This is a genomic window from Brevundimonas sp. Leaf168 (assembly GCF_001423685.1).
GTDB classification, from domain to species: Bacteria; Pseudomonadota; Alphaproteobacteria; order Caulobacterales; family Caulobacteraceae; genus Brevundimonas; species Brevundimonas vesicularis_C.
This window is the reverse complement of sequence record NZ_LMOY01000001.1, coordinates 569,092-596,062: the sequence shown is the minus strand read 5'-3', so window position 1 is coordinate 596,062 and position 26,971 is coordinate 569,092. Positions and strand designations below refer to the sequence as shown.

Sequence of the window (26,971 nt, the reverse complement as noted above, 5' to 3'; positions counted from 1 at the left end):
GCGCGCGAGAACCGGTTCATGACCGACGCCGCGATCCATGACGACACCCGAGGCGAAGAGGTTCCCGCCTCTCGCGCCCCCCAACTGGCGCTGAGCGAAGAGCTGATGGCCTCGCCCAGCCGGTTCTTCAATCGCGAAACCTCGTGGCTGGCGTTCAACGAACGCGTGCTGGAAGAAGCGGCCAACCCCAACCACCCGCTGCTGGAGCGGCTGCGATTCCTGTCCATCTCGGCCAATAATCTGGACGAGTTCTTCATGACCCGCGTCGCCGGTCTGAAGGGCCAGTTGCGAGAACGTCTGCGCGTCTTGTCCGCCGACGGCCTGACGCCCGCCGAACAGCTGGAGCGCATCAACATCGCCGCCGGCGAGCTGATGGCCGAACAGCAGCTGCGCTGGCGCCAGCTGAAGAAGGAGCTGACGGTCGCCGGCATCGAGATCGTCGATCGCCAGAAGATCACCAAGACCGAGCGCGAGCGTTTGGAACCCGAGTTCCTGAACCAGCTCTTCGCCGTCCTGACGCCGCTCGCCATCGACCCGGCCCACCCCTTCCCCTTCCTGCCCAACCTGGGCTTCTCCCTAGCGCTGAAGCTGAAGCGCAAGGGCGAGACCAAGACCTTCTACGCCCTGGTGCCGGTGCCGACCCAGGTGCGTCGGTTCTGGGAACTTCCGACCGACGGCCGTTCCACGCCGGGGCACAAGCGGTTCATCACGCTTGAAAACGTGCTGCTGCTGTTCATCGACCACCTGTTCCCCGGCTGCGAGGTTCAGGAAAAGGGCGTGCTGCGCCTGATCCGCGACTCGGACATCGAGATCGAGGAAGAGGCCGAAGATCTGGTGCTGGAGTTCGAGGAGGCGCTGAAGCAGCGTCGCCTGGGCTCGGTGGTGCGCGTCAAGATCGAGGCGTCCATGCCTGTCGATCTGCGCGATTTCATCGTCGGCGAGCTGGAGGCCGCGCCCCAGGACGTGGTTCTGGTCGACGGCATGCTGGGTCTGGCCCAGCTGTCGGACCTGATCCCCGGCGGCCATCCGGACCTGAAGTTCAAGGGGTATGAGCCGCGCTATCCCGAACGCGTACGCGACAATGGCGGCGACGTCTTCGCGGCCATTCGCGAAAAGGATCTGCTGATCCACCACCCGTTCGAGAGCTTTGACGTGGTGGTTCAGTTTCTGCGTCAGGCGGCGCGCGACCCCAACGTCATCGCAATCAAACAGACGCTGTATCGCACCTCGAAAGACAGCCCCATCGTCGCCGCCCTGATCGAGGCGGCCGAGAACGGCAAGAACGTCACCGCCCTGGTCGAACTGAAGGCCCGCTTCGACGAAGAGGCCAATCTGCGCTGGGCGCGAGCGATGGAGCGGGCCGGCGTCCACGTCGTCTTCGGCTTCGTCGAATATAAGACCCACGCCAAGGTCAGTGTCGTGGTCCGGCGCGAGGGAGAGGGCTTGCGCACCTACTGCCACTTCGGCACCGGCAACTATCACCCCGTAACGGCCAAGGTTTACACCGACTTGTCGCTGTTCTCCTGCGACCCCGTCCTGGGGCGCGATGCGACGCGGGTGTTCAACTACATCACCGGCTATGCGACGCCGGACCACCTCGAAGCCTTGGTCGTCTCGCCGCTGAACATGAAGGCTACGCTGATCGAACTGATCGGTAAGGAGATGTCGGCCGCCGCCATGGGCAAACCCGCCGCCATCTGGGTCAAGCTGAACGCCCTGGTTGATGTCGAAATCATCGACGCCCTTTACCGGGCCAGCCAGTGGGGCGTGCGGATCGATCTGGTGGTGCGCGGCATCTGCTGCCTGCGTCCCGGCGTGCCGGGTCTGTCGGAGAATATCCGGGTCAAGTCGATCGTCGGCCGCTTCCTGGAACACAGCCGCATCGTCTGTTTCGCCAATGGCAAGGACCTGCCGCATGACAAGGCCAAGGTCTTCATTTCTTCGGCCGACTGGATGACGCGAAACCTGGATCGCCGGGTCGAGTTGATGACGCCGATCCGCAACGCCACCGTCCACGATCAGGTGCTGGACCAGATCATGGTCGCCAATCTGAAGGACGATGCACAAAGCTGGGTGCTGGACGCCGAAGGGCGCTATACACGCGTCACCCCCGCCGATCCTGAGCGGCCCTTCTCGGCCCACAAATACTTCATGACCAATCCCAGCCTGTCCGGGCGCGGCCGTAAGGCCAAGAGCCTGCCCGCCGTCCTGCGCTACGAGCGTCCAGGCCGCTGATGCCCGACATCACGCTTACCGACCGCGACATCGCCGCGATCGACATCGGTTCAAACTCGGTTCGACTGGTCCTGTACCGGTTGGAAGGCCGCGCGATCTGGACCGTCTATAATGAGAAGGTTCTGGCCGGCCTGGGCCGCGACCTGCCGACGACCCGCAAACTGTCGCACGAGGGCGTGGTCATGGCGATGACGGCGCTGCGCCGTTTCGCCGCCGTGCTGGAAGGCGTGCGGCCTGACGCGACCCTGATCGCCGCCACCGCCGCCGTGCGCGAAGCCCTGGACGGGCCGGAGTTCTGTGAACGGGTCGCCGCCGAGACCGGCCTCCAGATCCGCGTCCTGTCGGGTGAGGAAGAGGCCAAATATGCGGCCATGGGCGTATTGGCCGGCGCCCCCCTGGCTCACGGCGTCTCGGCCGACATGGGCGGCGCCAGTCTGGAGCTGACCCGGCTGAACGGAGATGGCGTCGAGAACGGTCTGACCCTGCCGCTGGGTCCGTTTGCTCTGGCTGACGGCAAGGCCTTCGACGCCGAGCGCATCAAGGCCCGTATCGATCAGGCCCTGAAACCGGTCGCAGCCCAGTTCAAGAGCGAGCGCCTCTACGCCGTGGGCGGTGCCTGGCGCACCTTGGCCCAGGTCCATATGGGTTTGAAATCCTATCCGCTGAAAGTCGTGCATCAGTATCAGATGTCGGCCGATGAGGCGCTGGAGACCGCGCGTCTGGTGGCGCAGCAGTCGGCGGCCAGCTTGGCCAAACTGCCCGGCGTATCGAAGAAGCGCGCCGAAACCTTGCCCTACGCCGGCCTGGTGCTTGAGGCGTTGATCAAACATCTGGGTCTCAAACAGATCGAGATGTCGGCCTGGGGCGTGCGCGAAGGCCTGCTGTTCGAGACGCTGGACGAGGCGACGCGGACTGCCGATCCGCTGCTGGCCGGCTGCACCGCCCTGGGCGGTCGTCAGGGCGTGGCTCCCGCCCTGCCCGGCGCGCTCAACGGCTGGATTTCAGAAATCGTCGCCGCCCTGCCCGAGGTGTTCGGCGAGAAACGCGACGCTGTACTGGTCAGCGCCGCCTGCCGTCTGGCGGACCTGGGCGCGCGGCTGCACCCGGATCACAGGCTGGAGCTTGTCTTCGACCAGGTGCTGCGGGCGCCCGTCGCGGGCATCAGCCACACGGAACGCGCCTTTCTGGCCACCGCGATGAACGCCCGCTACGGCGGCGCCCCCGCCACGCCGCAGCCCGAGGTCATCGATCGCCTGCTCGACGCCGCCGCCGCCAAACGCGCCCGCGCCCTCGGCCTGGCGATCCGTCTTGCCTGCGATCTGTCCGGGCGCTCGCCCCAGCTGATGGCCAACGCCACCGCCAAGGTCAAAAGCGGCGACCTGCGCCTGACCGCGACCGAAGGCTACGCTGACGTCCTCCTGGGCGAACAGACCAAGAAGCGCGCCAAGGCGCTCGCCGAGGCGATGGACCTGGGGCTGAAGATATAAGGCGATCAGCCCGTCTCCTCCCCATCTTATGGGGAGGTGGCGCGCCCTCCGCGCCGGGACGGAGGGGTTCTCCAACGCATCATAGGCGCCCGCGGGACTTCAAGAGCCCCTCTACCGCTTCGCGGTCCCCCTCCCCATTGCATGGGGAGGAGACGCTCGCCCCTACTCGATCTCGACGACTTCCACCCGCGCGCCGTTCAGCACCAGGGCGATCTCGCCGCGCTTCAGCTTCAGCGCATCCTCGCCGAAGATCTGGCGGCGCCAGCCCTTCATGGCGTCGATGTCGGCGTCGTCACTGATGGCGATCTTTTCCAGGTCCGACACGGTGGCGATCAGCTTGGAGGCCACGCCGGCGTTGTCGCTCTTGGCCTTAAGCAGAACCTTCAACAATTCCACCACCGACGGCGGGGCCGGCTGGCGGTGGGCGGGGCGCTCCATCTCGGGCGCATGCGACTCGGGATCGGCCAGAACCCGCTTCAGCTCCTCAGCCAGTTCCAGACCCAGCCGTGAGCCACCGAAACCCTTGGGCACCGAGCGCAGGCGATTGAAAGCCTCGACATCCGTCGGAGTCTGCTGGGCGATCTCGTCGATGCCCTCGTCCTTCAGGATGCGGCCGCGCGGCTGGTCGCGCTCCTGCGCCGCCCGCTCGCGCCAGACGGCGACGGCCTTGAACGCCGCCAGATATTTGGCCGAGAACTTCTTGGGCTTCAGCCGCTTCCAGGCGTTTTCGGGATTGGTGTCGTAGAGGGCCGGATCGGTCAGGCTCTCCATCTCCGACATCACCCACTCTAGTCGGCCTTCCTTTTGCAGCCGATCGCGCAGCTTGGGGTAAAGCGCCGCAAGGTGGGTCACATCGCCCAGCGCATAGACCAGTTGGTTCTCCGACAACGGCCGGCGCGCCCAGTCGGTGAAGCGGCTGCCCTTGTCCACCTCGATGCGCAGCATCTGCCGCACCAGCGAATCATAGGCCACTTGCTCGCCGAAGCCCGCCGCCATGGCGGCGACCTGGGTGTCGAACATCGGCTTGGGCATGGTCCCCAGGCGCACGAAGATTTCCACGTCCTGGCGACAGGCGTGGAAGACCTTCACGATCTTCTCGTCGCGCAACAGCGCTAGGAACGGCTCCAGATCCAGCCCCTCGGCCATCGGGTCGATGATGGCGGCGTGATCGGCCGAGGCCGCCTGAATCAGGCAGAGCTTCGGCCAATAGGTCGTTTCCCGCATGAACTCGGTGTCGACCGTGATGAAAGGAGCGTTGGCTACGCGGGCGCAGAAATCGGCCAGCGCCTCGGTGGTGGTGATCGGCGTCATTCCGATGCTATAGCCCCGCGCATCCTACCTGTGGCAAGAGCCGCGCTGCATTTCCGCCCCGATTCAGGCCCGAGATCCCATGAGCGACACCCAAAAGCCTCTCGAAAACGGTCTGACCTACGCCGATGCGGGCGTGGACATCGACGCGGGCGAAATGCTGGTCGAACATATCAAGCCGCTGGCGAAATCGACGGCGCGCCCCGGATCGGAGCCCTCGCTAGGCGGATTCGGCGCCCTGTTCGACCTGAAAGCCGCCGGCTTCCAAGACCCGCTGATCGTCACCACGACCGACGGCGTCGGCACCAAGCTGAAGATCGCGATCGAGACCGGCCGTCATGACGGCGTCGGCGTCGACCTGGTCGCCATGTGCGTCAACGACCTGTTGGCCCAGGGCGCCGAACCTCTGCTGTTCCTCGACTATTACGCGACCGGCCGGCTCGAGATCGACGCCGCCCGCCGCGTCGTCGCCGGCATCGCCGAGGGCTGTCGCCAGGCCGGCTGCGCTCTGGTCGGGGGCGAGACGGCCGAAATGCCGGGCATGTACACCGAGGGCGACTACGATCTGGCCGGGTTCAGTCTCGGCGCCGTCGAGCGCGGCCACGCCCTGCCCTATCTGGATCGCCAGGCGGCCGGCGACGTCATCATCGGCCTGGCCTCCACCGGCCCTCATTCCAACGGCTATTCTCTGGTGCGCAAGGTGGTCGAGAAGTCCGGCCTGGCCTGGGGCGACGACGCCCCCTTCGCCAAGGACCGCTCGCTGGCCCAGGCCCTGATGGAGCCCACCCGCATCTATGTGAAGCCGGTGCTGCCGATCATGAAGGCGGGCCTGGTCAAGGGCGCGGCCCACATCACCGGCGGCGGCCTGATCGAAAACCCGCCCCGCTGCATCGCCGAGGGTCTGCACGCCCGCTTCGACTGGAACGCCTGGCCCATGCCCGCCGTCTTCCAGTGGCTGGCCGAAACCGGCGGCATCAGCGACCATGAGATGCGCCGCACCTTCAACTGCGGCGTCGGTTTCATCCTGATCGTCTCGCCCGAGAACGCTGAGCCGGTGCTGGCGGCCCTGCTAAACGCCGGCGAAGTCGCCTTCGTGTGCGGACAACTGGAAGCGGCCTAAGCCGCTCCCAGGTCCCGCGGGGCTTACCGGACCCCGCCGTTCGCCGTCTCGGCGTAGAAGCGCGACAGGTCGGCGTGCAGCTTCACCAGAGCGTCGTGACTGAGGTACATCATGTGCCCGCCCTCATAGTAGGTGAACTCCAGGTTCGGCCGCAGGCTGGGCTCCAGCATCATTTGCGCCAGATCGAACTCGGTCGAGAAGAAGGGCGTGGCGGCGTCATAATAGCCGTTCAGCGACATCACCTTCAGATACGGATTTCGTCGCATCGCCGTGGCTAGATCGATGGCCGTATTCGGCGTGGTTTGCGGCCCTCCCACCGGCGGACGGTGGCTCCAGTTCCAGTTGAAGCCCGGCAGGCCCCGCGCCGACATTCGGTATTCGACGTCGGTCTTGTAGTTCAGTTCATTGGCCACGTAGTCGCGGAAGATGCCGAAATAGGCCCCCGTCACGGCCGAGCTGGACGGATCATCCTCTGGCTCGCCGCCCGCCGCATCTTCATCCAGACCCATGTAGCGGGTGTCCAGCCGCCCGATCGTCTGGCGCCGGTCGCGCAGCAACTCCTTGCGGAAGGCGCCGAGATCCACGCGCATATTCGCGTTGTCGATGAAGGTGGTCGACAGGCCGGTCAGGTCGCTCATCTGGCGCACGATGTCCGCGCGCTCGGCGTCAGAGATCATGTGCCCCTTGGCCAGGGCCGAGGCGTAAGGCCCCAACGCGAAGTCACGCGCGCGCTGGACCTGTTCTTCGACCGTCGCGGCCGGGTTCGCCAGCTTGCGATGATACCAGGCCGTCGCCGCATAGGTCGGCAACAGGGTGACGAAGTTTTGCGGATAGCCTGGCTGACGCACGCCATAGTTCATGATCGACGACAGCAGCACCACGCCGTTCAGCGACATCCCGCGATCTTCAAGCTGGAACGCCACCGCACCGGTGCGCAGCGTGCCGTAGGATTCGCCGATGATGTATTTCGGGCTGGACCAACGGCTGAACTTGGTCGTGTAGCGCATGATGGCGCGGGCGAAGGCGTCGGCGTCTCCATCCACGCCCCAGAAGGTCGAGCCCGGCGTCTCGCCCAACGGACGCGAGAAGCCCGCGCCAACCATGTCGATGAAAACCAGGTCCGTCTGATCAAGCAGAGTCTGGTCGTTCGGGCCGAAGGCGAAGGGCGCCGGCCGCACCACGGTCGGCTCATCGGTCTGGACCCGCATCGGCCCAAACGAGCCCATATGCAGCCATACGGTCGGCGAGCCTGGTCCGCCGTTGTAGAGATAGGTCACCGGCCGCGTCCCGACCGGCTGACCGTCCAGCGTATAGGCGGTGTAGAACAGGCTGGCGGTCGGCATCCCCGCGTCATCGCGGATCGTCAGGGTGCCCGCCGTCGCCTTGTAGCGCAGAGTCTTGCCGTGGGCGTTGACCGAATGGGCCGTCGTGACTTCGGTCTCCTCGACCGGTGCGCGCGCCCAGTCCTTTTCGATCGCCTCGGCGTTGGCGTTGCGGAACCGGTCGGTTGCGGATCGCATCGCGGCGCCCCCGCCATTGTTGCTGCTGCTGTTAGTCCCGCTTTCCTGGGCCAGCGCCGCCACGGGCGCGCCCAGCATCGCGGCGATGGCCGCGAGGCAGATCAGTCTCTTCATGCGATAGTCCCCTGTACGCACCGACCCACGACCCCTCGCCATGCGGTTGGCGTTACACGCTAACGCCCGAATCCTGCCGACAACAAGGGCGGATCGCGTTTGAAACTTGCCAATGGTCGCCCGCCCCGTCATGCGAGGCGCCATGTCACCCCAAGCCGCCCCGCCCGTCCGCGTCGCCGTCCTGATCTCGGGGGCGGGCTCCAACATGGCGGCTCTGATCGACGCCGGTCAGGCGCCGGACAGAGGCTATGAGGTCGTGCTCGTGCTGTCGAATATCGAAGGCGCGGGCGGTCTGGCGATTGCGGCGGCCAAGGGCGTGGCGACGGCGACCGTGGCGCACAAACCGTTCGGCAAGGATCGCGAGGCGCATGAGCGGGCGGTGGACGCCGTCCTTCGCGACGCTGGCGCCGAGGTTGTGGCTCTGGCCGGCTATATGCGTGTTCTGACGCCTTGGCTCGTCGGCGGCTGGCGCGAGCGGATGCTGAACATCCACCCCAGCCTGCTGCCCCTCTATCCGGGTCTGGACACCCACGCCCGCGCCATCACCGCCGGCGACGCCGAGGCCGGCTGCACGGTCCATCTGGTGACCGAAGGCGTCGATGAAGGCCCCATCCTGGGCCAGGCGCGCGTGCCGATCGTCGAGGGCGACACGGCCGAGGCTCTGGCCGAACGGGTCAAGACGGCGGAGCATCAGCTTTACCCGCAGGTGCTGTCTGACTTTTGCCGAGAGCTGCCCCGCCCTTAGCGGCGCGAAGATTACAAAAACGTCATGCGACAGACCGCCGCACCGGCGCAATGGTGCGCCCGACCTCAATCGGGACCCTCTCTATCCATGACTCGCATTCGTCTGATGGCCGCCTGCTCGGCCTGTATCGTCGTCGCTCTCACCGGCGGCGCGGCCTCGGCCCAGGACGCTTCGGCCCAGAACGCTTCGGCCCAGCATTCGCACGGCATGGCCGGCGCGGCCCACAGCCCCTTCGGCGCCTGGGGCTTCGATCTGGCCGGTCGCAACACCTCGGTTAAGCCCGGCGACGACTTCAACGAATACGCCAACGGAACCTATCTGCGCACGACCGAGATTCCGGCCGACAAGTCGCGCTTCGGCCCGTTCGACGTCCTGTATGAGAACGCCCAGTCCCAGCTGAAATCGATCATCGAAACCAGCGCCGCCAATCCCGCCAACGAGAACGCCCGCAAGGTCGGCGCCCTATACGCCAGCTTCATGGACGAGGCGAAGATCGAACAGCTGGGCGCAACGCCGCTGGCCGCCGACCTCGCCGCCGTGAAGGCGGTGACCGACCACGCCGGCATGGCGCGCCTGATGGGCGAAAGCCATTCGGGCTTCGGCGGCTCCCTGTTCGGCATCGACGTGTTCGAGGATCTGAAGAACCCCAATCTGAACTCGGCCTATCTGGGTCAGGGGTCGCTGGGCCTGCCGGACCGCGACTACTATCTGAAGCCCGACTTCGCCGCCCAGCGCGAGGCCTATCTGGCCTATCTGACAACCACCCTGACCGCCATCGGCTGGGCCGATCCGGCCAAGACCGCCGCCGACATCCTCGCCTTCGAAACCAAGGTCGCCGACAAGCAGTGGACGACCGTCGAGCGTCGCCAGATCGACAAGCTGTACAACCCGGCCAAGGCCTCGGACCTGGCGACCCTGGCTCCCGGCTTCGACTGGGCCGGCTTCCTGGCCGGCGCCCAGGTGTCGGATGTCGACACCTTGGTGCTGATGGAAAACACCGCCATCCCCGCCATCGCCCAGGTGTTCGCCGACACCCCAATCGAGACCCTGAAGGCCTGGCAGGCGTTCAACGTCGTCGATCAGGCCAGCCCCTATCTGTCCAAGGCCTTCGTCGACGCCCGCTTCGACTTCCGCGGTAAGACCCTACGCGGTCAGCCCGAAAACCGTCCCCGCTGGAATCGGGGCGTGGCCCTGGTCGACGGCCAGCTGGGCGAGGTCCTGGCCCAGGAATATGTCCGCCTGCACTTCCCCGCCTCGTCCAAGGCCCAGATGGAAGCCCTGGTCGGCAACATCCGCGACGCCATGACGGAGCGGCTGAAGACCCTGGACTGGATGAGCGAGCCCACGCGCGAGCAGGCCCTGTACAAGATGTCCAAGTTCGGGGTGAAGATCGGCTATCCCGACAAATGGCGCTCGTATGACGGCCTGGAGCTGAAGGCCGACGACCTGTACGGCAACGTCGAACGCTCATCGGCCTTCGAATGGGCGTACAAGCGCGGCAAGATCGGCAAGCCGGTCGATCCGCTGGAATGGGGCATGACGCCCCAGACGGTGAACGCCTACTACAACCCGCCGCGCAACGAGATTGTCTTCCCGGCCGCCATCCTGCAGGCGCCCTTCTTCGATCCGAACGCGGACCCGGCCGTCAACTACGGCGGCATCGGCGCGGTCATCGGCCACGAAATCACCCACGGCTTCGACGATCAGGGCCGCAAGTCCGACGGCGACGGCGTGCTGCGCGACTGGTGGACGCCGGAAGACGCCGCCCGCTTCGAGGCGCGCGCCAAGGTGCTGGGCGACATCTACGACAAGCTGGAGCCGATCCCCGGCGTGCACGTCAACGGCGACCTGACGATGGGCGAGAACATCGCCGACCTGGGCGGCCTGCTGCTGGCCCTGGACGCCTATCACAAGTCTCTGGACGGCCAGCCGGCGCCGGTCATCGACGGGCTTACGGGCGATCAGCGCGTCTTCCTGGGCTGGGCGCAGGTCTGGCGCGAGAAGTCGCGCGAGGCGGCGCTGAAGGAGCAGTTGACCACCGACCCGCACTCGCCCGGCCCGGTGCGCGCCGCGACCTCGCCGCGCAATATCGACGCCTGGTATGCGGCCTTCGGCGTCTCGCCGGACCAGAAGGAATATATTGCGCCCGAGGCCCGCGCCCGCATCTGGTAAGGGCGCCGGACGTCGAACGTAGAAAAGGCCCGGAGCGAACGCTCCGGGCCTTTTTGTCATCCGGGCTTTCGCCCCAGACTGAGCCTGATTTAGCGGGGCTTGGTCGCCGCGCCGGCGACGGCGCCGATGGCGGCGCCGGCCACGGTCGAACCCGTGTTGCCGCCGATGACCTGACCGGCGACGGCGCCGCCCAGGGCGCCGGTGGCGGCGCGTTGTTCCATCGTTTGGCCGCAGGCGGCCAGCAGGGCCACGACGCCGATGACGGGGGCCAGTTTGATCATGGTCTTCATGGGTCTTCTCCGGGAGACGAACGAGATAATGACCACCAAACGACAAGGCCCGCGTCCGGTTCCGGGCGCGGGCCTATATAGTCACGCTATGCGAGAGGGTTCGCTCTCGCATCGCTTTGTTTCGGCGCTACGCTCGGGACGCGGTCCCTCGCGACTTGAGCGCTTAGCCGACGATCTGGTCGTCGGTGAAGAACTGCGCGATCTCGATCTTGGCGTTGTCCTGGCTGTCCGAACCGTGGACCGAGTTTTCACCGATCGACAGGGCGAACTGCTTGCGGATGGTGCCTTCGGCGGCCTGTTCCGGGTTGGTGGCGCCCATGACTTCACGATAGGCGGCGACGGCGTTGTCGCCTTCCAGCACCTGAACGACGACCGGCTCGGCCGTCATCTGCTCGACCAGCTCGCCGTAGAACGGGCGCTCGGCGTGCACTTCGTAAAATTTCTTGGCTTGCTCGGTCGTCAGCTTGACGCGGCGCTGGGCCACGATGCGCAGGCCGGCGCCTTCGATCACGGCGTTGATCGCGCCGGTCAGGTTGCGGCGCGTGGCGTCGGGCTTGATGATCGAGAAGGTACGTTCGGTCATGGGAATTGACTTCTTGTTGGGAGATTGAGTGTCGCGGGCTTATAGCGACCACCTCCCGCGTTTCCAACCGTCCCTTTTTGCATCCCTGACGCCCGCCGCATGGCGACCTGCCGATTGAGGGACGCCGACCAACCGAAGAACCTTCGCCGCAATGCTTCAGATCACCGACCTGACCTTCAACGCCTGGGGCCGCAAGTTTCTCGTGGACGCCTCCGTCAGCCTGCCGCCCGGCTCCAAGGTCGGTCTGGTCGGCCGCAACGGCATCGGCAAGTCGACCCTGTTCAAGCTGATCCTGGGCGAGCTTCACGCCGCCGGCGACGAGATCAGCCTGCCCAAGACCGCCCGTATCGGCTCGGTCGATCAGGAGCATCCGGCGACCCCCGTCAGCGTCATCGACACGATCCTTGAGGCCGACGTCGAGCGCCACACCCTGCTGGGCCGGCTCGAGACTGCGGAACCGGAAGAGATGGGCGAGATCTGGTCGCGCCTGATCGAGATCGACGCCGACGCCGCGCCTGCGCGCGCCGCCGAAATCCTGGTCGGCCTGGGCTTCGATCAGGAAAACCAGGCCCGGCCGATGTCGGAGTTCTCGGGCGGCTGGCGGATGCGCGTCGCCCTGGCCGCCGCCCTGTTCGCCGAGCCCGACATGCTGCTGCTGGACGAACCGACCAACTACCTCGACCTGGAAGGCGCCCTGTGGCTGGAGGCGCGGCTGAAGAAATACCCGCACACCGCCCTTATCATCTCCCACGACCGCGAGATGCTGAACGAGGTCTGTACCCACATCCTGCACCTCGCGAACCACACCCTGACCCTCTACACCGGCAACTACGACGCCTTCGAAAAGGCTCGCGCCGAAAAGGCCCGGCTGCAACTGTCGGCCAAGGCCAAGCAGGACGCCGAGCGCGCCCACCTTCAGGCCTTCGTCGATCGCTTCAAGGCCAAGGCGTCCAAGGCCGCCCAGGCCCAGTCGCGCATGAAGCGGCTGGAGAAGATGCAGCCGGTCGCCACCACGATCGAGGAGCGAGTCGCCCCCTTCACCCTGCCCTCGCCGCCGCGCCCGCTGGCGCCGCCGCTGATCCGGCTGGAGCGGGCCAATGTCGGCTATGAGCCGGGCAAGCCGATCCTGCGCAACCTGAACCTTCGTATGGACCTGGACGACCGCATCGGCCTGCTGGGCGTCAACGGCGCCGGCAAGTCCACCTTCGCCAAGATGATCGCCGGCGCTCTGGACGTGTCCGAGGGCGAACTTCACCGCGACAGGAAGATGCGCGTCGGCTGGTTCCACCAGCACCAGATCGAGGCGATGGATCCGACCGACACGCCGCTGGAGATCATCCGCCGCGCCATGCCCGACGCGCCCGAAAGCGCCCGCCGCTCCAAACTGGCCCAGTTCGGCCTGGGCTATGAGAAGCAGGAGACCACGGTCGACAGCCTGTCGGGCGGCGAACGTGCGCGTCTGCTGCTGAACATGGTGGCGATGGATGCGCCCCACGTCCTGATCCTCGACGAACCGACCAACCACCTGGACATCGACAGTCGTCGCGCCCTGCTGGATGCGCTGAACGACTACAACGGCGCCGTCATCCTGATCACCCACGACCGTTCGCTGATGGAGATGGTGGCGGATCGCCTGTGGCTGGCCGCCGACGGCACGGTGAAACCCTTTGACGGCGACATGGACGACTACGCCAAGTTCGTCCTGGACCGCGCGAAACAGGCCATCGCCAAGCCCAGCCAGATCAAGAAGGAAGAGGCCAAGGCGAACTCAGGCGCCCCTCAAGCAGAGAGCGCCAATTCTTCAAAAGGCGGGGGCGCGAACGATAGGGGCAACAAGAAGCGATCTGGCCCTTCGCCCTCGACCCTGCGTCACGCGGTCAAGAAGGCGGAGGAGACCATGACCCGCCTGACGGCCGAGATCGCCCGTATCGACGACGACATGGCCACCGCCTCGGTCAGCAATCCCAAGGCCTTGGAAGGTCTGACCCGCGCCCGCGCCAAGACCGAGGCGGATCTCGCCGCCGCCGAAGCCGCCTGGGTCGCCGCCGAAGAAGCCCTCGCCGAAGTCGCATGAAACCGATCGAATTCTCCAAGGAAGAACGCGTGGCGATCACCGCCAAACTGCGCGACTACTTCGCCCGCGAACTGGATCACGAACTCGGCCAGCTTCCGGCCGAGATGCTGCTGGACTTCATCGGCAAGGAGATCGGCGGCGCCTTTTACAATCGCGGCGTCCACGACGCCCAGCAACTGGTCCAGCAGAAGGCCGAGGACATCGTCGAGGCGCTGTATGGCCTCGAACGCGCGGCCCCCACGCGCTGACCGGCCCGCATCGCTGAACAGGTCGGCGCAAACGAAAACCGCCCGGCGCATTCACGCCGGGCGGTTGGATCGGTCGGCGTTTCAGGCCGGAAGGTCTTCGGCCAGGATCGCCATTTCGAACATGAACGAGCCTTCCTCGTCCTCATCCTCGAAGACGATGCCGATGAACTCGTCGCCGACATAGACCTCGGCCGAGTCATTCTGCTTGGGGCGGGCCTTCACGATGATGCCGCCGGTGTTGAAGGTGCGCTTGAGGTGCGCCTCGATGCGCTTCAGGTCGGTGTCTTTCACGGGGGGCCTCATGGTCTGGACGTTGGCGGCGGACCCTAGAGACATCGGCGGTTCAGGGAAACCGGCGTCGCGCATTTTCCCGCTTCAGAGATACTTCATCCACCATTGCGAACTGCGCCGCTTGACCCCGCCGAACCACCGGCAGGCGAACCAGCAAGGCACGGCGACCAGGCCCGCCAGCAGCCACACCCAGCCTACGCCGGGCACGCCGAAGCCCTCGCCCTGATTGGCGCCGAACAGCATCAGGGCCGCCAGGTTCAGCAGATGCAGCCCGTAGAGGTGGATCAGATAGAAGAACAGCGGCGCCCCGCCAAAGACCGCCAGCACTCCAACCAACCGATCCGGCGCCTTTTCCAGCCCCGCCAGGATCAGCGCGCCAATCCCCAGCGTCAGCAGCAGAAAGTCGGCCGACGGCGGATATTTGGTCAGGTTCAGCACGCTCATCACCGTCTGGATCGGCGTCGCCTGCACGGCCCACGGCGCATCCCCATAGACATTGATCGCCCGCAGCACGACGAACAGGGCGAGCGCGCCCAGCCCCGTCAGCACCAGACGCTTCAGCCGCGTCTTCTGCCCGCCTGCGAACCACGGCCCAATGGCGTAGCCCAGCGCCGCCACCCCGATCCACGGCAGAAGCGGATAGGAGGTTCTCGCCTGACCGCCCCAAGCTAAGTCTATAAATCCGCGATCATGCAGCACGGCCCAGATCGCATGTCCCGGCTGCCCTGCCGCGACGGTGATCGGGTCCAGCAGATTGTGCCCCAGCACGATGACCAGCCCCACGGCGATCAGCACCGGGCGTGGCAGATGCACCAGGGCCGCCAGCGCGATCATCGACAGGCCGATGGCCCAGATCACCTGCAGATAGATCAACTCGGGCGTCATCGAGAAGGTCCAGGCGAAGTTGACCACCGTCAACTCCAGCACGACCAGAAACAGACCGCGTTTCAGCAGGAAGGCCGATGCCGCGCCGGCTCCGTTCCCGCCGCCCGCCTGCTTGTTTCCATAAAGCCAAGCCCCCAATCCCGTCAGGGCCACGAACACCGGCGCGCACAGATGGGCCGACAGCCGGGTGAAGAACAGTGCCGGCGAGGTCGTCTCCACATTCATCGGGTCCGAGACCTGGGCGTGGATGAAGAAGAACTCCCGCGCGTGATCGACCAGCATCAGCAGGATGACCAGCCCGCGCAGGGCGTCGATGGATCGGATCCGACCGACCGCACGGCTTGGCGCGGAAGTCGAAGAAGCGAAAGCGGGAACAAGCGTTGCAGCGGTTGACATCATCAGGCGGAAGCGGATAGCCGATACAGTATAACATTTCAAACGGAGCCTGCCTTGTCCCTCCTTCTGAGCTGCGCCGGCGCGTGCCTGCTGGTCGCCGCTGACGCCCCCGCCCCCGTCGCTGTCGCGGCGGTCGAGCCTGAAACGGTGGGGGAGATCGTCGTTCTGGGCCGCCGCTCGGCGCCGCGTGACCTGACTTTGGGCGCAGGAGCGATCACCGAGGCCATGTCGCCGTCCAGCCGCTCCATCGAGAACGATCTGATCAAGGCTGTGGGCGCGACGCGCCTGGCCGATGCGCTGGAGTTGGTGAGCGGGGTCAGCCAGCAGAACAATCGCGGCGGCGTCATGGACAACTTCGCCATCCGCGGCTTCTTGGGCACGCCCGACGGCGGCGCGGAATATTATGTCGACGGCTTCCTGGCCAACCGCGGCATGGCCCCGCCCCGCGACCCGGCGACGTCCGAACGAATCGAGGTGCTGAAGGGTCCGTCCGGCGCGTTGTTCGGCGACATCGATCCGGCCGGACGCATCAATATCGTCTCCAAGACCCCGCGCTTTGCGCCCGCCGCCGCCTTTACCGCCACGGTGGGATCGTTCGGCCTGCGTCGCGGCGAACTGGACCTGACCGGCCCGATCAACGACTCCCTGGCCGGACGGCTTGTGGTGGCGGGCGAGACCTCGAACGGTTGGCGCGACTATGTCGGCCTGGACCGCACCGTGGTGGCGCCGTCCCTGACCTGGCGTCCCACCGACGATCTGCGCCTAACCTATGTGGGCGAGTTCACCACCTTCACGACCCTGTTCGACCGGGGAATGCCGGCGATCAACGGCGACGCGCTGCTCCTGCCGCCCTCGAACTACTACGGCGAGCCCGGCGACGGCGTGACCCGCTTCCGCAACAAACGGCACCAGATCACCGGCGAATACCGGATCAATGACGACTGGAGCCTGAACGGCGGCGTCGCCTGGCGCGGCGGCTCGCTAAAGGGTCTGTCGAGCGACCATTCGCGTCTGGTCGGCGACCAGCTGTGGCGTCAGCGTCGCGGACGCGACTTCTCGGTCGAGGACCTGTCGGCGCGGCTGGAGCTTAACGGCGTGGTCGAAACGGGACTGGGCGTTCACAACCTCGGTTTCGGGGTGAAGGCCTATCAGCTGACCTATGGCGAGAAGTGGCTGCGAATCAATCCGACTGCGGCCAATCCCTATCCGATCAACGTGCTCAATCCTGTCTATGGCGCGGTCACGTCGCCGACGCCCCTGCCTTTCACCGACAATCTGGAAACGCGCGACGTCGTCACCCTGTACGCCCAGGATCTGTGGGAGGTGAACGATCGTCTCAGCCTGCTGGCCGGGCTGCGCTTCGACGACTACGACCAGACCATCCGAAACAATCGCACCGGCGCCGTCGGCGAGGCCAGCGACACGCCCATGAAGTACCGCCTCGCCGCCCGCTATCGCCTGACCGACAACCTGACCGCCCACGCCAGCTATGGTCAGTCGTTCGTGCTGAACTCGGGCACGGGCCGAGACGGCTCCGGCTTCGCGCCCGAGGATGGCAAGGGCTACGAGATCGGTCTCGCCGGCGCCTGGGACGGACTGGACCTCGCCGCCACCGTCTTTGACATCGAGAAGTCGAACATTCTGACGACCGATCCCGTCGATCCCAACTTCCTGGCCCCGGTCGGCAAGCTGACGACGCGCGGAATCGAACTGGACGGCGCCTTGAAGATCGACGACGCCTGGCAGGTGGTGGCCAACTACGGCTGGACCGACGCGAAGGCCGACGACAGCGCCTTCGCCACCGACGCCGTGCTGAACGTCCCCGAACATTCCGGCTCGCTGTTCGTGATCGGTCGCTTCCCCACCATCCACGGCACGACCTGGTCATTCATGACCGGCGCGGCCTACGTCGGCGACCGGGCCGGCGGCCTGGCGCTCGGCGCGCCAGAACTGCCTGCCTATTGGAAGGCCAAAGCGGCGCTGGACTACGGACTGACGCCCCAGGTCACCGCCCGCGTCGAGGTCGACAACCTGTTTGACGAGCGTTACGCCGCCAGCTCCTACAGCGCCTTGTGGATCTACCCCGGCGCCCCGCGCAGCGTCCGCGCCTCGCTCAGGATCGCTCTGTGAGATCGGGTCAGATGACGAAGTCGTACACCACATCGGCCAGGGTGTGATCCATGGTGCGGGCCGGTTCGGCGTTGGTCGGGCAGTTGACCAGCCGGGCCGGCACCCCCGCCACGGTGCAGCCGGACGGCACGGCCTTCAGCACCACCGAGCCGGAGGCCACCTTGGCGTAGTCGCCGACATGGATATTGCCCAGCACCTTTGCCCCGGCGCCCAACAGGACGCCCTTGCCGATCTTGGGGTGGCGGTCGCCGCGTTCGGCGCCCGTCCCGCCCAGGGTCACGCCGTGCAGCATCGACACGTCGTCGCCGACCACCGCCGTCTCGCCGATGACGATGCCCGTGCCGTGATCCAGAAACAGCCCCTTGCCCATCTGCGCGGCCGGATGGATGTCCAGCTGGAACAGTTCGGAAATCCGGCTCTGGAAGTGGAAGGCCAGCGTCTCGCGCCCCTGTCCCCACAGCCAGTGCGCCACGCGCCAGCCCTGTAGGGCCTGGAAGCCTTTGAAATACAGGAAGGGCTGCAACAGGTTGCGGATCGCCGGGTCGCGTTCGGCCACAGCCTGCAGATCGGCCTCCGCCGCCTCGACCATCGACGGGTCGGCCTTGAACGCCGACAGACAGACTTCGCGCACCGACATGGCGCTCATCTCGCCGTCCGCCAGCTTGCGCGCGATCTGGAAGCTCAGCGCGCCCGCCAGGTCGTCGTGCGACAGGATCACCGCATTCATCTGCGAACCCAGTTGCGGCTCCTCGCGCGACGCCGCCTCGGCGGAGGCGCGCAGCTGACGCCACACGGTGTTCATTTCGAGTTCTGCGACGACTTCCAGCTTGGCCATGACCGGCTCCTTCGGCGACATCATACGCGCCCCAGCAAGGCGCGCGCCAGCGCCTCGGGCAGTTCGCCGTTCATCGCCATATGATAGGCCTTGTAGGCCGTCGCCACCGTCAGGCTGTCGCGCACCGTTCCCCGCCCGATCTCGTCCAGCAGATCCAGGAACGACACGCGCACCACGGCGATGATCTCGGTGGGATCGGGATCGGTCGCCGCGGGCGACAGGCCCCAGGCGATCCAGGTCATGCCGATCTCGTCGGTGATGGAGTTCGACATCTCGACCTCCAGCGCCGGCAGCCAGTGTTTGGCCTGCAATCCGGCCTCCTCGGCCAGTTCGCGCCGGATGCCGTTGAAAGGATCCTCATCCAGCGGCGCACCGCCTTCGGGCATTTCCCAGCTGTAATTGGCGTGGGCGAACCGCTGCTGTCCCACCAGGGTGACCGTCCCGTCGTCGTGGACGGGCAGGACGCCGGTCCCGACGTTCTTGAACCGCACGACGGCATAGTCGGCCTTAATCCCCGTCGGCGCCGTCGCCGGATGGCGGGTCAGCGCCATCCAAGGGCTGTCGAACACCGTCTCGGTTCCGTCGCTGCACCAGGCCGGCGGCTTCGTCAGCCCTTCGGCCCATTTCGGTTCGTCGGATTTGCGCATGGGCCACCTATGGCGAAGACGCGGATGAAAGCCTAGCTAGACGGCATGGTCGCGCTCAACGAACCCCTGCCCCCGCCCGTTCCCTCAAAAGATTTCCGCGACCGCCTAACACAGCGGCGCTCCGCCCCGGCCCAGGCCCTGGTCGCGCCCGGCCCGTCCGAGGCCGAACTGGACGAGATCCTGACGCTGGGCGCCCGCACACCCGACCATGGCAAGCTGTTCCCGTGGCGTTTCGTCGTCCTGGGGCCTCAATCGCGCGCCGACATCGCCGCCCGCCTCGCCGTGCTGGTCGAACTCAGGAACGGCCCGGCCAAAGATCAGGCCGTGCTCGCCAAGCTGACCGCCGCGCCCGTCACCATCCTGGTCGTCTCGACGCCAGTCGAAGGATCCAAGCCGATCTGGGAGCAACAGCTGTCGGCCGGCGCCGTCTGCATGAACCTGGAACACGCCGCCTCCGGCTTCGGCTATTCGTCCAGCTGGATCACCGACTGGTACAGCTACGACCCGCAAGGCGTCGCCCTGTTCGGCCTGACCGAGGGCGAGAGCGTCGCCGGCTTCATCCACATCGGCACGCTGAACGAACCCGCGCTGGAACGCCCGCGTCCCGACCTGGCCGCCAAGGTCACACGCCTGCCGTAAGCGGGTGACATAAGGTCGCCCCAAGTCGGTTTGACCTCGACCGACCCCGCCTTCCTCCCCCAAGGCCTTCGTATGGATTCCCTGTTGCAAGCCGTGGGCGATTTCGTCGCCCGCAACCATATGTGGGCCGGCGTCATGCTGGGCCTGGTCGTGTTCGTCGAGTCGCTGGCGGTCGTCGGCGCCTTCGTGCCCGCCACCGGCCTGCTGGTCGCGGCGGGCGGCCTGATCGCGGCCGGCGTGCTGGACCCCGTCAATGTCATCGTCGGTTGCGTCATCGGCGCAGTGATCGGCGACGCCATCTCCTACTGGGCCGGACGTCGACTGGGCGTGCGCTTCCTCCAGCGCCCGATGTTCAAGGCGCACCGCCGGCGCATCGCCTGGACGCGTTTGTACTGCCGTCGCTACGGCGTCATGTCGATCTTCGTCGGCCGCTTCTTCGGGCCCTTGCGCGCCTTCGTGCCGCTGACCCTGGGAATGCTCAGGATGCGTCAGCGCGCCTTCCAGTTCGGCAATGTCACATCCGGCATCGTCTGGGTGCTGGCCATGCTGGCGCCGGGCTATCTCGCCGCTCAAGGTCTGGCGAAGATGGAAGTCCTCAGCGAGGCCCACGGCCCCACCCTGCTGATCGGCGGCCTCGCCGTGACCATCCTGGTCGTCGCCGTGGTCTATCGCCTGGTGAAGGCCCGCATGAGCCGCAAGTCCGCCGTCATGCGCGGGGCGCTGCAGGGCCGCTAGGCTCCTCTTCCGGTCGGTGCACCAACGAGACCAGCACCACCGAGATGATCATCAGCAGGAACCAGCTGCCCAGCTTGGCCAGGGACACCATTTCCCACCCGTCGGCCTGCCCCGGATAGACCCAGGCCCGCCCCAGCGTGCCCAGGTTCTCGGCGAACCAGATGAACAGCGCCACCAGGAAATAACCCAGCAGCAGCGGCATCGATCGCCGCTTCCGATCCGCCGTGAAATAGAACCATCCCCGCCCGAACAACATGGCGGTCGCGATGAACAGCGCGATGCGCACGTCCGGCAGCCAGTGATGGGCGAAGAAGTTGACGTAGATCGCCGCCGCCAGCACCCAGGTCGTCCACAGCGGCGGATACCTCCGCACCCGGATGTGGAAGATGCGCTGCACCCGCGCGATATAACTGCCCACCGCCGCATACATGAAGCCCGAGAATAGCGGCACCGCCCCGATCCGCAGCAGACTGTCCTCGGGATAGACCCACGACCCGTGCGCGGTCTTGAACAGTTCCATGATCGTCCCCGCCACATGGAACAGGAAGATCACCCGCGCCTCTTCCCAGCTCTCCAGCCGGAAGATCAGCATCGCCGCCTGGATCGCCACCGCCCCGACCGCCAGAAAGTCGTAGCGCGACACCGGCGCCCCCTCCGGCCAAAGCAGAAACGTCCCCAGGATCAGGGCCAGCATCAGCCCCCCGAACATACACGCCCACCCCTGCTTCAGTCCGAACCACAGGAACTCATAGGCCTGGCGCCGCGCCCGCGACCCATCCGCCCACGCCTCCGCCCGCGTCATCAGACGACGGCCCCAGACTTCGAGCGGAAGTGCGTGGTTCATCGCATTATCCGTGACGGCGCAGCGAAAAACTTCAAGAGCGGACCGCTATACCGCTAAGGCGCATCAACCGCACAAGGGAACCCGACAGCGAATTTCCTGTTCGACATCAGTCTTTAACGCCTGCCGCCTTAGACTTACCGGCCAGTAGGAGAAGCTTATGTCTTGCGCAGGCTGTAAGGATGGGGCGGGGTTTGAACTGCCGATCACCATGGCGTTCCAGCCGATCGTCGATGTGACGACCCAGACGGTCTTCGCCTACGAGGCCCTGGTGCGGGGCAAGGACGGCCGGGGCGCGGGTCAGGTTCTGTCGCATATCTCCCACGACAACCGCTATGCCTTCGATCAGCTATGCCGCACGACCGCCATCGATCTCGCCGCCGGTCTGGATATGACGGCGGGCGGCGCCAGCCTGTCGATCAACTTCCTGCCCAACGCCGTTTATGAGCCGCGCGCTTGCATCCGCGCCACCCTGGCGGCGGCGATGCGCACCAACTTCCCGGTGGATCGGATCATCTTCGAGTTCACCGAGAGCGAGGTGATGGACACGGACCACATCCTCAACATCCTGCGATCCTATCGCGCCATGGGCTTCAAGACCGCCATCGACGACTTCGGCGCCGGCTATGCGGGTCTGGGCCTGCTCACCCTGTTCCAGCCCGACATCGTCAAGCTGGACATGGCCCTGGTTCGCGACATCGACACCAACACGGTCAAGCGCACTATCGTGCGCAACACGCTGAACATGCTGCGGGACCTGGGCATCCAGCCGGTCTGCGAGGGCATCGAAACCCTGGCCGAACACGATGTCCTGCGCGACCTCGGCGTCGATCTGATGCAGGGCTATCTGCTGGCGAAGCCGGCGCTGGAAGCCTTGTCTCCTGTCGCCTGGCCTGACCAGGCTGCGCCTGTGGCCCTAAGCGCCTGATCGCCACGCGCCCGCCGCTGAACGGCGGACGCGCGACCTCCACTATCCCCGCCCGCGATAAGTCGGCACGCCCTGGTCCGGCAGCCATAGCCCCTCGGGCGGCGCGCCGGTCTGCCAGAAGACGTCGATCGGGATGCCGCCGCGCGGATACCAGTATCCCCCGATCCTCAGCCATTTGGGCTCAAGCAGGTCGGCCAGCTTGCGGCCGATGGCGACGGTGCAGTCCTCGTGGAAGGCGCCGTGATTGCGGAAACTGGTCAGATACAGCTTCAGGCTCTTGGACTCGACCAGCCAGTCGCCCGGCGCATAGTCGATGACGATGTGGGCGAAGTCCGGCTGGCCCGTCACCGGGCAAAGGCTGGTGAACTCCGGCGCCGTGAACCGGGCCAGATACAGCGTATCCGCATGCGGGTTCGGCACCCGCTCCAGCACCGCCGTCTCGGGACTGGTCGGAGCGGCGGTCTGGGCGCCGAGCTGGCTGAGGTTGTCGGTATAGTGGGTCATGCCGGGCATTTAGGCGCTTGCGACGCGTATGAAAATCCTCCCTCGCTCCACTTCCCTCTCCCATTGGGGGAGGGATTGAGCGCACGGCGGCGTCAGCCGGCGTCATTGCGCGAAATGGTGAGGGTCGGATGGCGTGATCTGGCCAACCGACCGACCCTCATCCGGCCCTCCGGGCCACCTTCTCTCAACGGGAGAAGGGAGACGACCAACCAGCCATCGTAATCCCGAACAGCTTCCCCCACCCTTTCAACGCCTTCGCCGCGACCAGGGTCAATCGACCGACCCTACGCCCGAACCATCGTATGATGGCCGGTTTTCACCCGCCGTCGCCGCCTGCCCGCCCTCACCCCGCCTCCGACGCGAGATTAGACGAATTAGACTCATTTTTTCGCTCCACCGTCTGAAATCCCCGCGATTGCCTTCCCCGGCGACAGCCCGCTAAGCGTAGCGAAAGAAAACCAAAGGAGACGTCCGTGGCCATTCCCGCTTCGCTGCAAAAAGGTCTGATCCTGCCGATCATTTCGGCCCCGATGTTTCTGGTGTCTGGACCGGATCTGGTGGTCGAGGCCTGCAATACGGGCGTGATCGGCACCTTCCCGTCGCTGAACCAGCGCACGACCGAGGGCTATCGGGACTGGATTCAGGAGATCAAGGGTCGGCTGAAGCCCGAGGCCGCGGCTTTCGGCGTCAACCACATCGTCCACCCGACCAACCCCCGGCTGATGGCCGACATGATGGTGTCGGTCGAGGAGAAGGTGCCGCTGATCATCACCTCCCTGGGCGCCGTGCGCGACGTGGTCGACGCGGTCCATGGCTACGGCGGTCAGGTCTTCCATGACATCGCCAACATTCGCCATGCGCGAAAGGCGGCCGAGGCGGGCGTCGACGGTCTGATCCTGGTCGCCAACGGCGCGGGCGGCCATGCAGGCATCATCAACCCCTTCGCCCTGGTCAATGAGGTCCGCAGCTTCTTCAAGGGGACCATCATCCTGTCGGGCGCGCTTTCGACGGGTCAGGACGTGGCGGCCGCCCTGATGCTGGGCGCTGACTTCGCCTATATGGGCACGCGCTTCATCAACACGACCGAGGCCATGGCCGCCGACGCCTACAAGCAGATGGTCATCGACAGCGGCGCGACCGACATCGTCCACACGCCCGCCGTGTCCGGCATCCCCGCCAACTTCATGAGCAAGTCGCTGATCGAGAACGGCATCGATCCGAAGACCTTGCCCGAGCACAAGCTGGACATGGGCGACGAGGCTAAGGCCTGGAAGACCGTCTGGTCCGCCGGCCAGGGCGCGGGCGCCATCCACGACGTCCTGCCGACCGCCGAACTGGTCGCGCGCCTGCGACAAGAGTTCGCTCAGGCCACGGAGGAATTCGCCATCAAGGCCGGAGCACGCTAAAGGCGGCGCAAATCCGCTTCTCTCGCGCTGGAGCCCCCATGATCCGCACGACCGTCCTCGCCGCCCTCTCCGTCTCCGCGCTCGCCGTTGCGCTGCCGGCCGCCGCCCAGTCGGCGCCTGGGTCCGCCCCGACGTCCGCGCGCGACGCCTGGTCCTTCGAACTGGGCGCGGGCACGGACAACCGCTCCAAGGATGCGTCCAAGTCCGGCAACGACGGCTACGCCTTCGGCTCGGCGACCTGGGAAAGCGCGGATGGCCTGTTTTACGTCGGCCCCGGTTTCCAGACGATCCAGGCCGGCGGCTCCAACGTCGAGGCCGAGTTCGTGGTCGGCTATCAGCCTGAAGCCTTTGGCTATCGGTTCGACTTCAACGTCGCCTACAAGAACCGCCTCGACGCCGAAGCCGGCTATGATCAGGACGCCTGGGAGATCACCGGCAACGCCAGCCGCTCGATCGGCCCGGCCAGCGCGCGACTGCAGGTCCAGTATTCGCCCGACGCCGCCGGCTCGACCGACAGCTTCACCTGGGTCGAGGGCCGCCTGGGCTGGGACTTCACGCCCCAGCTGAACGGCACAGTCGCCGTCGGTCGTCGCGAACAGAATGGCGCGCCCGATTACACCGGCTGGAACGCCGGCGTGACCTACGCCCTCAACGACGCCCTGGAGCTGGACCTGCGCTACTACGACACCGACGCCCACACCTTCGGCGAACAGTATGAGGACGCCTTGGTCGCCAAGGTCGCCTACGCCTTCTGATCGCCAGCCCCTTGCGCAACGGTTGTCGGGCGCCCATCTAGGTCTGGTCGATCTCTCTGCGTAACGCCGCTGCTCCCTTTGCATCACGCACCGAGGTCCAAAAGCCGATCCCATTCAGACCCGACAGGCCGACCAGGGATCCCTCCCTGCGGTCAACGCCAGACGGAGGTCTCCAAATGGCTACCGGCACTGTAAAATGGTACAACCCCACCAAAGGCTACGGCTTCATCGCGCCCGATGACGGCGGCAAGGACGTCTTCGTCCACGCCTCGGCCGTCGAAACGTCGAGCGTCGGCTCGCTGAACGAAGGCCAGAAGATTTCCTACGAAATCGAGCGCGATTCGCGCTCCGGCAAAGAGTCCGCCGGTCGCCTTACGGCGGCGGAGTAGGACACGCTCCAAGCGTCCAACACGAACGAGCCGGCCCCGACCAGGGCCGGCGTGATCGCCTTCGACGGCGAGGTCATCAAACTGATGCCGCTCGGCGGCCGTCGCGTTCGCCTGGACAACGGCCACCTGATCACGGTCCTGCCCTCGCTGGGCGCCCAGACGGGCGTCTCGCTGCTGGGCGACCGCGTGACGGCGGAAATCGCCTTCAATCAGCTGAAGGGCTGGCGCCTGTCGCGCCAGCCCTGAGGCTTCTGCATACGGATGCCGACATGACCCCGCTCGCCGACATGATCCCCGCGATGACCGACGCCGACCTGACGACGCTGCGCGCCAACGCCGCCCGCCTGGCCGAACACGGCGCCTCGACCCAGGTCATGGCCGCCAGCGACATCATCCCGGTCATCGACACCGAAATGGCTCGCCGCGCGGCCCTGCCCAAGCCCGCAAAGGCCCCGGTCAAGCGCGCCGCCCCCAAGAAGAAGCTGCCGCCGGTCACCGGCCACCAGACAGCCCTTCCGTCCAGCTGAGATCAGCCCAAGGCCTGATCCAGATCCGCGATCAGGTCCTCGACATTCTCGACCCCGACCGACAGCCGGATCAGGTTGTCGGTCACGCCGCCCGCCTCGCGCACCTCCTTGGGCACGCTGGCGTGGGTCATGATGGCCGGGTGGTTCACCAGGCTTTCGACCCCGCCTAGCGACTCGGCCAGGGTGAAGACCTGAACCCGCTCCAGCACCCGCTTGGTGCGCTCCAGATCGCCCTCCAGGATCACCGTCACCATCCCGCCGAACCCGCCGTGCATCTGGCGCGCGGCCAGCTCATGCTGAGGGTGAGCGATCAGGCCGGGATAGATCACCTTGGCGATCCCCGCGCGCGTTTCAAGCCAGCGCGCGATGGTCAGCGCGTTCTCGCAGTGCGCCTTCATCCGCAGCGCCAGCGTCTTTAAGCCCCGGTTGGCCAAGAACGCGTCGAACGGCCCCATGATCCCGCCGACCGAGTTCTGCAGGAACTTGATCCGCGTCGCCACCTCGGCGTCGGCTGTCACCAGCACGCCGCCGATGATGTCCGAATGGCCGTTCAGGTACTTGGTCGCCGAGTGCATGACCACGTCCGCCCCCAGGCTCAGCGGCTGCTGGCAGAACGGGGTGGCGAAGGTGTTGTCCACGACCAGCAGCAACCCATGCGCCTTGGCCACCTTCGACAGGGCGGCGATATCGGCCAGCTTCATCAGGGGATTGGTGGGCGTCTCGACCCACAGCATCTTGGTCTTCGGGGTGATCGCCGCCTCGACCGCCGCGATGTCGCTCAGGTCCACATAGGCGAAGTCCAGCCCCATGGTCCGCCGACGCACCCGCTCGAACAGTCGCCACGAGCCGCCGTACAGGTCGTCGCCCGTGACGATGTGATCGCCCGCATCCAGCAACTCCAGCGCCGTCGAGGTCGCCGCCATGCCCGAGCCGAAGCCAAACCCGTGCGTGCCGCCCTCCAGGTCCGCGATACAGGCCTCGAACGCCTCGCGCGTCGGGTTTTTGCCCCGCGCATACTCATAACCCTTGTTCACGCCCGGGCTTTCCTGGGCGTAGGTCGAGGTGGCGTAGATCGGCGTCATCACCGCGCCCGTCGTCGGGTCAGGATGTTGGCCCGCATGGATCGCGCGGGTCGAAAAGCCCTGGCTGTTCTTCTTGTCGCTCATG

Annotated in this window: 27 protein-coding genes; 16 read left to right on the top strand and 11 right to left on the bottom strand. The window is 66.2% G+C overall.

The features are described from left to right. The first annotated feature begins 18 nt into the window (after positions 1 to 18). Together ASF81_RS02940 and ASF81_RS02935 are read left to right on the top strand one after the other, a co-directional pair. On the top strand, positions 19 to 2,235 hold the full coding sequence (locus ASF81_RS02940; protein ID WP_055804537.1) for an RNA degradosome polyphosphate kinase: 2,217 nt from the start codon (positions 19 to 21) through the stop codon (positions 2,233 to 2,235). After that, the gene (locus ASF81_RS02935; protein ID WP_055804534.1) at positions 2,235 to 3,722 is read left to right on the top strand and encodes a Ppx/GppA phosphatase family protein; all 1,488 of its coding nucleotides are present in this window, start codon (positions 2,235 to 2,237) and stop codon (positions 3,720 to 3,722) included. Before ASF81_RS02940 ends, ASF81_RS02935 begins: the two co-directional genes overlap by 1 nt. Positions 3,723 to 3,884: 162 nt before the next feature. Here ASF81_RS02935 and rnd read toward each other — a convergent pair whose 3' ends face one another. Then, on the bottom strand, positions 3,885 to 5,033 hold the full coding sequence (rnd, locus tag ASF81_RS02930) for a ribonuclease D (RefSeq protein ID WP_055804531.1): 1,149 nt from the start codon (positions 5,031 to 5,033) through the stop codon (positions 3,885 to 3,887). 79 nt (positions 5,034 to 5,112) lie between these two features. Between rnd and purM the strand changes: the two genes are divergently transcribed. After that, a complete protein-coding gene (gene purM / locus ASF81_RS02925) occupies positions 5,113 to 6,150 on the top strand; it encodes a phosphoribosylformylglycinamidine cyclo-ligase (protein ID WP_055804528.1) in 1,038 nt (345 codons plus the stop codon). Between the two features lie 23 nt (positions 6,151 to 6,173). Here the strand turns inward: purM and ASF81_RS02920 are convergent, their stop codons facing one another. Next, positions 6,174 to 7,784 (bottom strand): S10 family peptidase, encoded by a 1,611-nt coding sequence (locus ASF81_RS02920; RefSeq protein ID WP_055804524.1) that lies wholly within the window; start codon positions 7,782 to 7,784, stop codon positions 6,174 to 6,176. Positions 7,785 to 7,926: 142 nt separating this feature from the next. Between ASF81_RS02920 and purN the strand changes: the two genes are divergently transcribed. Next, the gene (gene purN / locus ASF81_RS02915; protein WP_055805385.1) at positions 7,927 to 8,529 is read left to right on the top strand and encodes a phosphoribosylglycinamide formyltransferase; all 603 of its coding nucleotides are present in this window, start codon (positions 7,927 to 7,929) and stop codon (positions 8,527 to 8,529) included. Positions 8,530 to 8,616: 87 nt separating this feature from the next. Next, positions 8,617 to 10,701, top strand: a complete 2,085-nt coding sequence (locus ASF81_RS02910; protein WP_055804520.1) for a M13 family metallopeptidase — start codon at positions 8,617 to 8,619, stop codon at positions 10,699 to 10,701. A gap of 89 nt (positions 10,702 to 10,790) precedes the next feature. Here the strand turns inward: ASF81_RS02910 and ASF81_RS02905 are convergent, their stop codons facing one another. Then, positions 10,791 to 10,991 carry a YMGG-like glycine zipper-containing protein gene (locus ASF81_RS02905; protein WP_017504673.1) on the bottom strand — a complete coding sequence of 67 codons (201 nt, stop codon included), beginning with the start codon at positions 10,989 to 10,991 and terminating at the stop codon, positions 10,791 to 10,793. Between the two features lie 163 nt (positions 10,992 to 11,154). Further along, on the bottom strand, positions 11,155 to 11,574 hold the full coding sequence (ndk, locus tag ASF81_RS02900; RefSeq protein ID WP_017504672.1) for a nucleoside-diphosphate kinase: 420 nt from the start codon (positions 11,572 to 11,574) through the stop codon (positions 11,155 to 11,157). A gap of 151 nt (positions 11,575 to 11,725) precedes the next feature. Here ndk and ASF81_RS02895 point away from each other — a divergent pair, with 151 nt between their 5' ends. Next, complete coding sequence (locus ASF81_RS02895; protein WP_055804517.1) at positions 11,726 to 13,648, top strand: ABC-F family ATP-binding cassette domain-containing protein; 1,923 nt, start codon at positions 11,726 to 11,728, stop codon at positions 13,646 to 13,648. After that, positions 13,645 to 13,896, top strand: coding sequence for a DUF2164 domain-containing protein (locus ASF81_RS02890; RefSeq protein WP_055804513.1), 252 nt, complete (start codon positions 13,645 to 13,647; stop codon positions 13,894 to 13,896). Before ASF81_RS02895 ends, ASF81_RS02890 begins: the two co-directional genes overlap by 4 nt. 81 nt (positions 13,897 to 13,977) lie before the next feature. On the opposite strand, the gene ASF81_RS02885 is transcribed toward ASF81_RS02890, so the two are convergent. Together ASF81_RS02885 and ASF81_RS02880 are read right to left on the bottom strand one after the other, a co-directional pair. Continuing rightward, complete coding sequence (locus ASF81_RS02885) at positions 13,978 to 14,199, bottom strand: DUF3126 family protein (RefSeq protein WP_039243756.1); 222 nt, start codon at positions 14,197 to 14,199, stop codon at positions 13,978 to 13,980. A gap of 72 nt (positions 14,200 to 14,271) precedes the next feature. Continuing rightward, on the bottom strand, positions 14,272 to 15,471 hold the full coding sequence (locus tag ASF81_RS02880; protein WP_055804510.1) for a DUF1624 domain-containing protein: 1,200 nt from the start codon (positions 15,469 to 15,471) through the stop codon (positions 14,272 to 14,274). A 51-nt stretch (positions 15,472 to 15,522) separates the two neighbouring features. Here ASF81_RS02880 and ASF81_RS02875 point away from each other — a divergent pair, with 51 nt between their 5' ends. Further along, the gene (locus ASF81_RS02875) at positions 15,523 to 17,598 is read left to right on the top strand and encodes a TonB-dependent siderophore receptor (protein WP_055804507.1); all 2,076 of its coding nucleotides are present in this window, start codon (positions 15,523 to 15,525) and stop codon (positions 17,596 to 17,598) included. A gap of 7 nt (positions 17,599 to 17,605) precedes the next feature. Here ASF81_RS02875 and cysE read toward each other — a convergent pair whose 3' ends face one another. Then, positions 17,606 to 18,433, bottom strand: a complete 828-nt coding sequence (gene cysE, locus ASF81_RS02870; protein ID WP_055805382.1) for a serine O-acetyltransferase — start codon at positions 18,431 to 18,433, stop codon at positions 17,606 to 17,608. A 20-nt stretch (positions 18,434 to 18,453) separates the two neighbouring features. Next, positions 18,454 to 19,080 carry an NUDIX hydrolase gene (locus ASF81_RS02865; RefSeq protein WP_055804504.1) on the bottom strand — a complete coding sequence of 209 codons (627 nt, stop codon included), beginning with the start codon at positions 19,078 to 19,080 and terminating at the stop codon, positions 18,454 to 18,456. A 45-nt stretch (positions 19,081 to 19,125) separates the two neighbouring features. Between ASF81_RS02865 and ASF81_RS02860 the strand changes: the two genes are divergently transcribed. Both ASF81_RS02860 and ASF81_RS02855 read left to right on the top strand, forming a co-directional pair. Beyond that, positions 19,126 to 19,719, top strand: a complete 594-nt coding sequence (locus tag ASF81_RS02860; RefSeq protein ID WP_055804501.1) for a nitroreductase — start codon at positions 19,126 to 19,128, stop codon at positions 19,717 to 19,719. Between the two features lie 72 nt (positions 19,720 to 19,791). After that, complete coding sequence (locus ASF81_RS02855; RefSeq protein ID WP_045810068.1) at positions 19,792 to 20,454, top strand: DedA family protein; 663 nt, start codon at positions 19,792 to 19,794, stop codon at positions 20,452 to 20,454. Here ASF81_RS02855 and ASF81_RS02850 read toward each other — a convergent pair. Continuing rightward, a complete protein-coding gene (locus ASF81_RS02850; RefSeq protein ID WP_156363117.1) occupies positions 20,426 to 21,298 on the bottom strand; it encodes a DUF817 domain-containing protein in 873 nt (290 codons plus the stop codon). The genes ASF81_RS02855 and ASF81_RS02850 overlap by 29 nt on opposite strands. A gap of 157 nt (positions 21,299 to 21,455) precedes the next feature. Here ASF81_RS02850 and ASF81_RS02845 point away from each other — a divergent pair, with 157 nt between their 5' ends. Further along, the gene (locus tag ASF81_RS02845) at positions 21,456 to 22,223 is read left to right on the top strand and encodes an EAL domain-containing protein (protein WP_055804498.1); all 768 of its coding nucleotides are present in this window, start codon (positions 21,456 to 21,458) and stop codon (positions 22,221 to 22,223) included. Between the two features lie 42 nt (positions 22,224 to 22,265). On the opposite strand, the gene queF is transcribed toward ASF81_RS02845, so the two are convergent. Further along, entirely contained in the window at positions 22,266 to 22,727 is a 462-nt protein-coding gene (gene queF, locus ASF81_RS02840; protein ID WP_055805377.1) for a preQ(1) synthase, read from the bottom strand. Between the two features lie 473 nt (positions 22,728 to 23,200). On the opposite strand from queF, the gene ASF81_RS02835 reads away from it, so the two are divergent. The 5 genes from ASF81_RS02835 to ASF81_RS02815 all read left to right on the top strand — a co-directional run bounded on the left by ASF81_RS02835 (position 23,201) and on the right by ASF81_RS02815 (position 25,804). After that, positions 23,201 to 24,133, top strand: coding sequence for a nitronate monooxygenase family protein (locus ASF81_RS02835; protein WP_055804495.1), 933 nt, complete (start codon positions 23,201 to 23,203; stop codon positions 24,131 to 24,133). Between the two features lie 38 nt (positions 24,134 to 24,171). Beyond that, a complete protein-coding gene (locus ASF81_RS02830; protein ID WP_055804493.1) occupies positions 24,172 to 24,888 on the top strand; it encodes a TorF family putative porin in 717 nt (238 codons plus the stop codon). A gap of 176 nt (positions 24,889 to 25,064) precedes the next feature. Beyond that, the gene (locus ASF81_RS02825; RefSeq protein WP_008260450.1) at positions 25,065 to 25,277 is read left to right on the top strand and encodes a cold-shock protein; all 213 of its coding nucleotides are present in this window, start codon (positions 25,065 to 25,067) and stop codon (positions 25,275 to 25,277) included. 51 nt (positions 25,278 to 25,328) lie between these two features. Then, the gene (locus ASF81_RS02820; RefSeq protein ID WP_055804490.1) at positions 25,329 to 25,523 is read left to right on the top strand and encodes a hypothetical protein; all 195 of its coding nucleotides are present in this window, start codon (positions 25,329 to 25,331) and stop codon (positions 25,521 to 25,523) included. A 23-nt stretch (positions 25,524 to 25,546) separates the two neighbouring features. Continuing rightward, the gene (locus tag ASF81_RS02815) at positions 25,547 to 25,804 is read left to right on the top strand and encodes a hypothetical protein (RefSeq protein WP_055804486.1); all 258 of its coding nucleotides are present in this window, start codon (positions 25,547 to 25,549) and stop codon (positions 25,802 to 25,804) included. A gap of 2 nt (positions 25,805 to 25,806) precedes the next feature. Here ASF81_RS02815 and ASF81_RS02810 read toward each other — a convergent pair whose 3' ends face one another. After that, positions 25,807 to 26,970: a cystathionine gamma-synthase gene (locus ASF81_RS02810; RefSeq protein ID WP_055804483.1), complete on the bottom strand. Its 1,164-nt coding sequence runs from the start codon at positions 26,968 to 26,970 to the stop codon at positions 25,807 to 25,809. Between the last annotated feature and the right edge of the window lies 1 nt (position 26,971).

What these genes read in the sequence shown, in the direction of transcription:
- ASF81_RS02810 (WP_055804483.1), bottom strand. Translation starts at nt 26,970, where the DNA reads ATGAGCGACAAGAAGAACAGCCAGGGCTTTTCGACCCGCGCGATCCAT.
- ndk (WP_017504672.1), bottom strand. Translation starts at nt 11,574, where the DNA reads ATGACCGAACGTACCTTCTCGATCATCAAGCCCGACGCCACGCGCCGC.
- queF (WP_055805377.1), bottom strand. Translation starts at nt 22,727, where the DNA reads ATGACCCACTATACCGACAACCTCAGCCAGCTCGGCGCCCAGACCGCC.
- ASF81_RS02890 (WP_055804513.1), top strand. Translation starts at nt 13,645, where the DNA reads ATGAAACCGATCGAATTCTCCAAGGAAGAACGCGTGGCGATCACCGCC.
- ASF81_RS02885 (WP_039243756.1), bottom strand. Translation starts at nt 14,199, where the DNA reads ATGAGGCCCCCCGTGAAAGACACCGACCTGAAGCGCATCGAGGCGCAC.
- rnd (WP_055804531.1), bottom strand. Translation starts at nt 5,033, where the DNA reads ATGACGCCGATCACCACCACCGAGGCGCTGGCCGATTTCTGCGCCCGC.
- ASF81_RS02850 (WP_156363117.1), bottom strand. Translation starts at nt 21,298, where the DNA reads ATGAACCACGCACTTCCGCTCGAAGTCTGGGGCCGTCGTCTGATGACG.
- ASF81_RS02815 (WP_055804486.1), top strand. Translation starts at nt 25,547, where the DNA reads ATGACCCCGCTCGCCGACATGATCCCCGCGATGACCGACGCCGACCTG.
- ASF81_RS02845 (WP_055804498.1), top strand. Translation starts at nt 21,456, where the DNA reads ATGTCTTGCGCAGGCTGTAAGGATGGGGCGGGGTTTGAACTGCCGATC.
- purN (WP_055805385.1), top strand. Translation starts at nt 7,927, where the DNA reads ATGTCACCCCAAGCCGCCCCGCCCGTCCGCGTCGCCGTCCTGATCTCG.
- ASF81_RS02865 (WP_055804504.1), bottom strand. Translation starts at nt 19,080, where the DNA reads ATGCGCAAATCCGACGAACCGAAATGGGCCGAAGGGCTGACGAAGCCG.
- ASF81_RS02905 (WP_017504673.1), bottom strand. Translation starts at nt 10,991, where the DNA reads ATGAAGACCATGATCAAACTGGCCCCCGTCATCGGCGTCGTGGCCCTG.
- ASF81_RS02825 (WP_008260450.1), top strand. Translation starts at nt 25,065, where the DNA reads ATGGCTACCGGCACTGTAAAATGGTACAACCCCACCAAAGGCTACGGC.
- ASF81_RS02860 (WP_055804501.1), top strand. Translation starts at nt 19,126, where the DNA reads ATGGTCGCGCTCAACGAACCCCTGCCCCCGCCCGTTCCCTCAAAAGAT.
- cysE (WP_055805382.1), bottom strand. Translation starts at nt 18,433, where the DNA reads ATGGCCAAGCTGGAAGTCGTCGCAGAACTCGAAATGAACACCGTGTGG.
- ASF81_RS02940 (WP_055804537.1), top strand. Translation starts at nt 19, where the DNA reads ATGACCGACGCCGCGATCCATGACGACACCCGAGGCGAAGAGGTTCCC.
- ASF81_RS02910 (WP_055804520.1), top strand. Translation starts at nt 8,617, where the DNA reads ATGACTCGCATTCGTCTGATGGCCGCCTGCTCGGCCTGTATCGTCGTC.
- ASF81_RS02935 (WP_055804534.1), top strand. Translation starts at nt 2,235, where the DNA reads ATGCCCGACATCACGCTTACCGACCGCGACATCGCCGCGATCGACATC.
- ASF81_RS02920 (WP_055804524.1), bottom strand. Translation starts at nt 7,784, where the DNA reads ATGAAGAGACTGATCTGCCTCGCGGCCATCGCCGCGATGCTGGGCGCG.
- purM (WP_055804528.1), top strand. Translation starts at nt 5,113, where the DNA reads ATGAGCGACACCCAAAAGCCTCTCGAAAACGGTCTGACCTACGCCGAT.
- ASF81_RS02855 (WP_045810068.1), top strand. Translation starts at nt 19,792, where the DNA reads ATGGATTCCCTGTTGCAAGCCGTGGGCGATTTCGTCGCCCGCAACCAT.
- ASF81_RS02895 (WP_055804517.1), top strand. Translation starts at nt 11,726, where the DNA reads ATGCTTCAGATCACCGACCTGACCTTCAACGCCTGGGGCCGCAAGTTT.
- ASF81_RS02880 (WP_055804510.1), bottom strand. Translation starts at nt 15,471, where the DNA reads ATGATGTCAACCGCTGCAACGCTTGTTCCCGCTTTCGCTTCTTCGACT.
- ASF81_RS02830 (WP_055804493.1), top strand. Translation starts at nt 24,172, where the DNA reads ATGATCCGCACGACCGTCCTCGCCGCCCTCTCCGTCTCCGCGCTCGCC.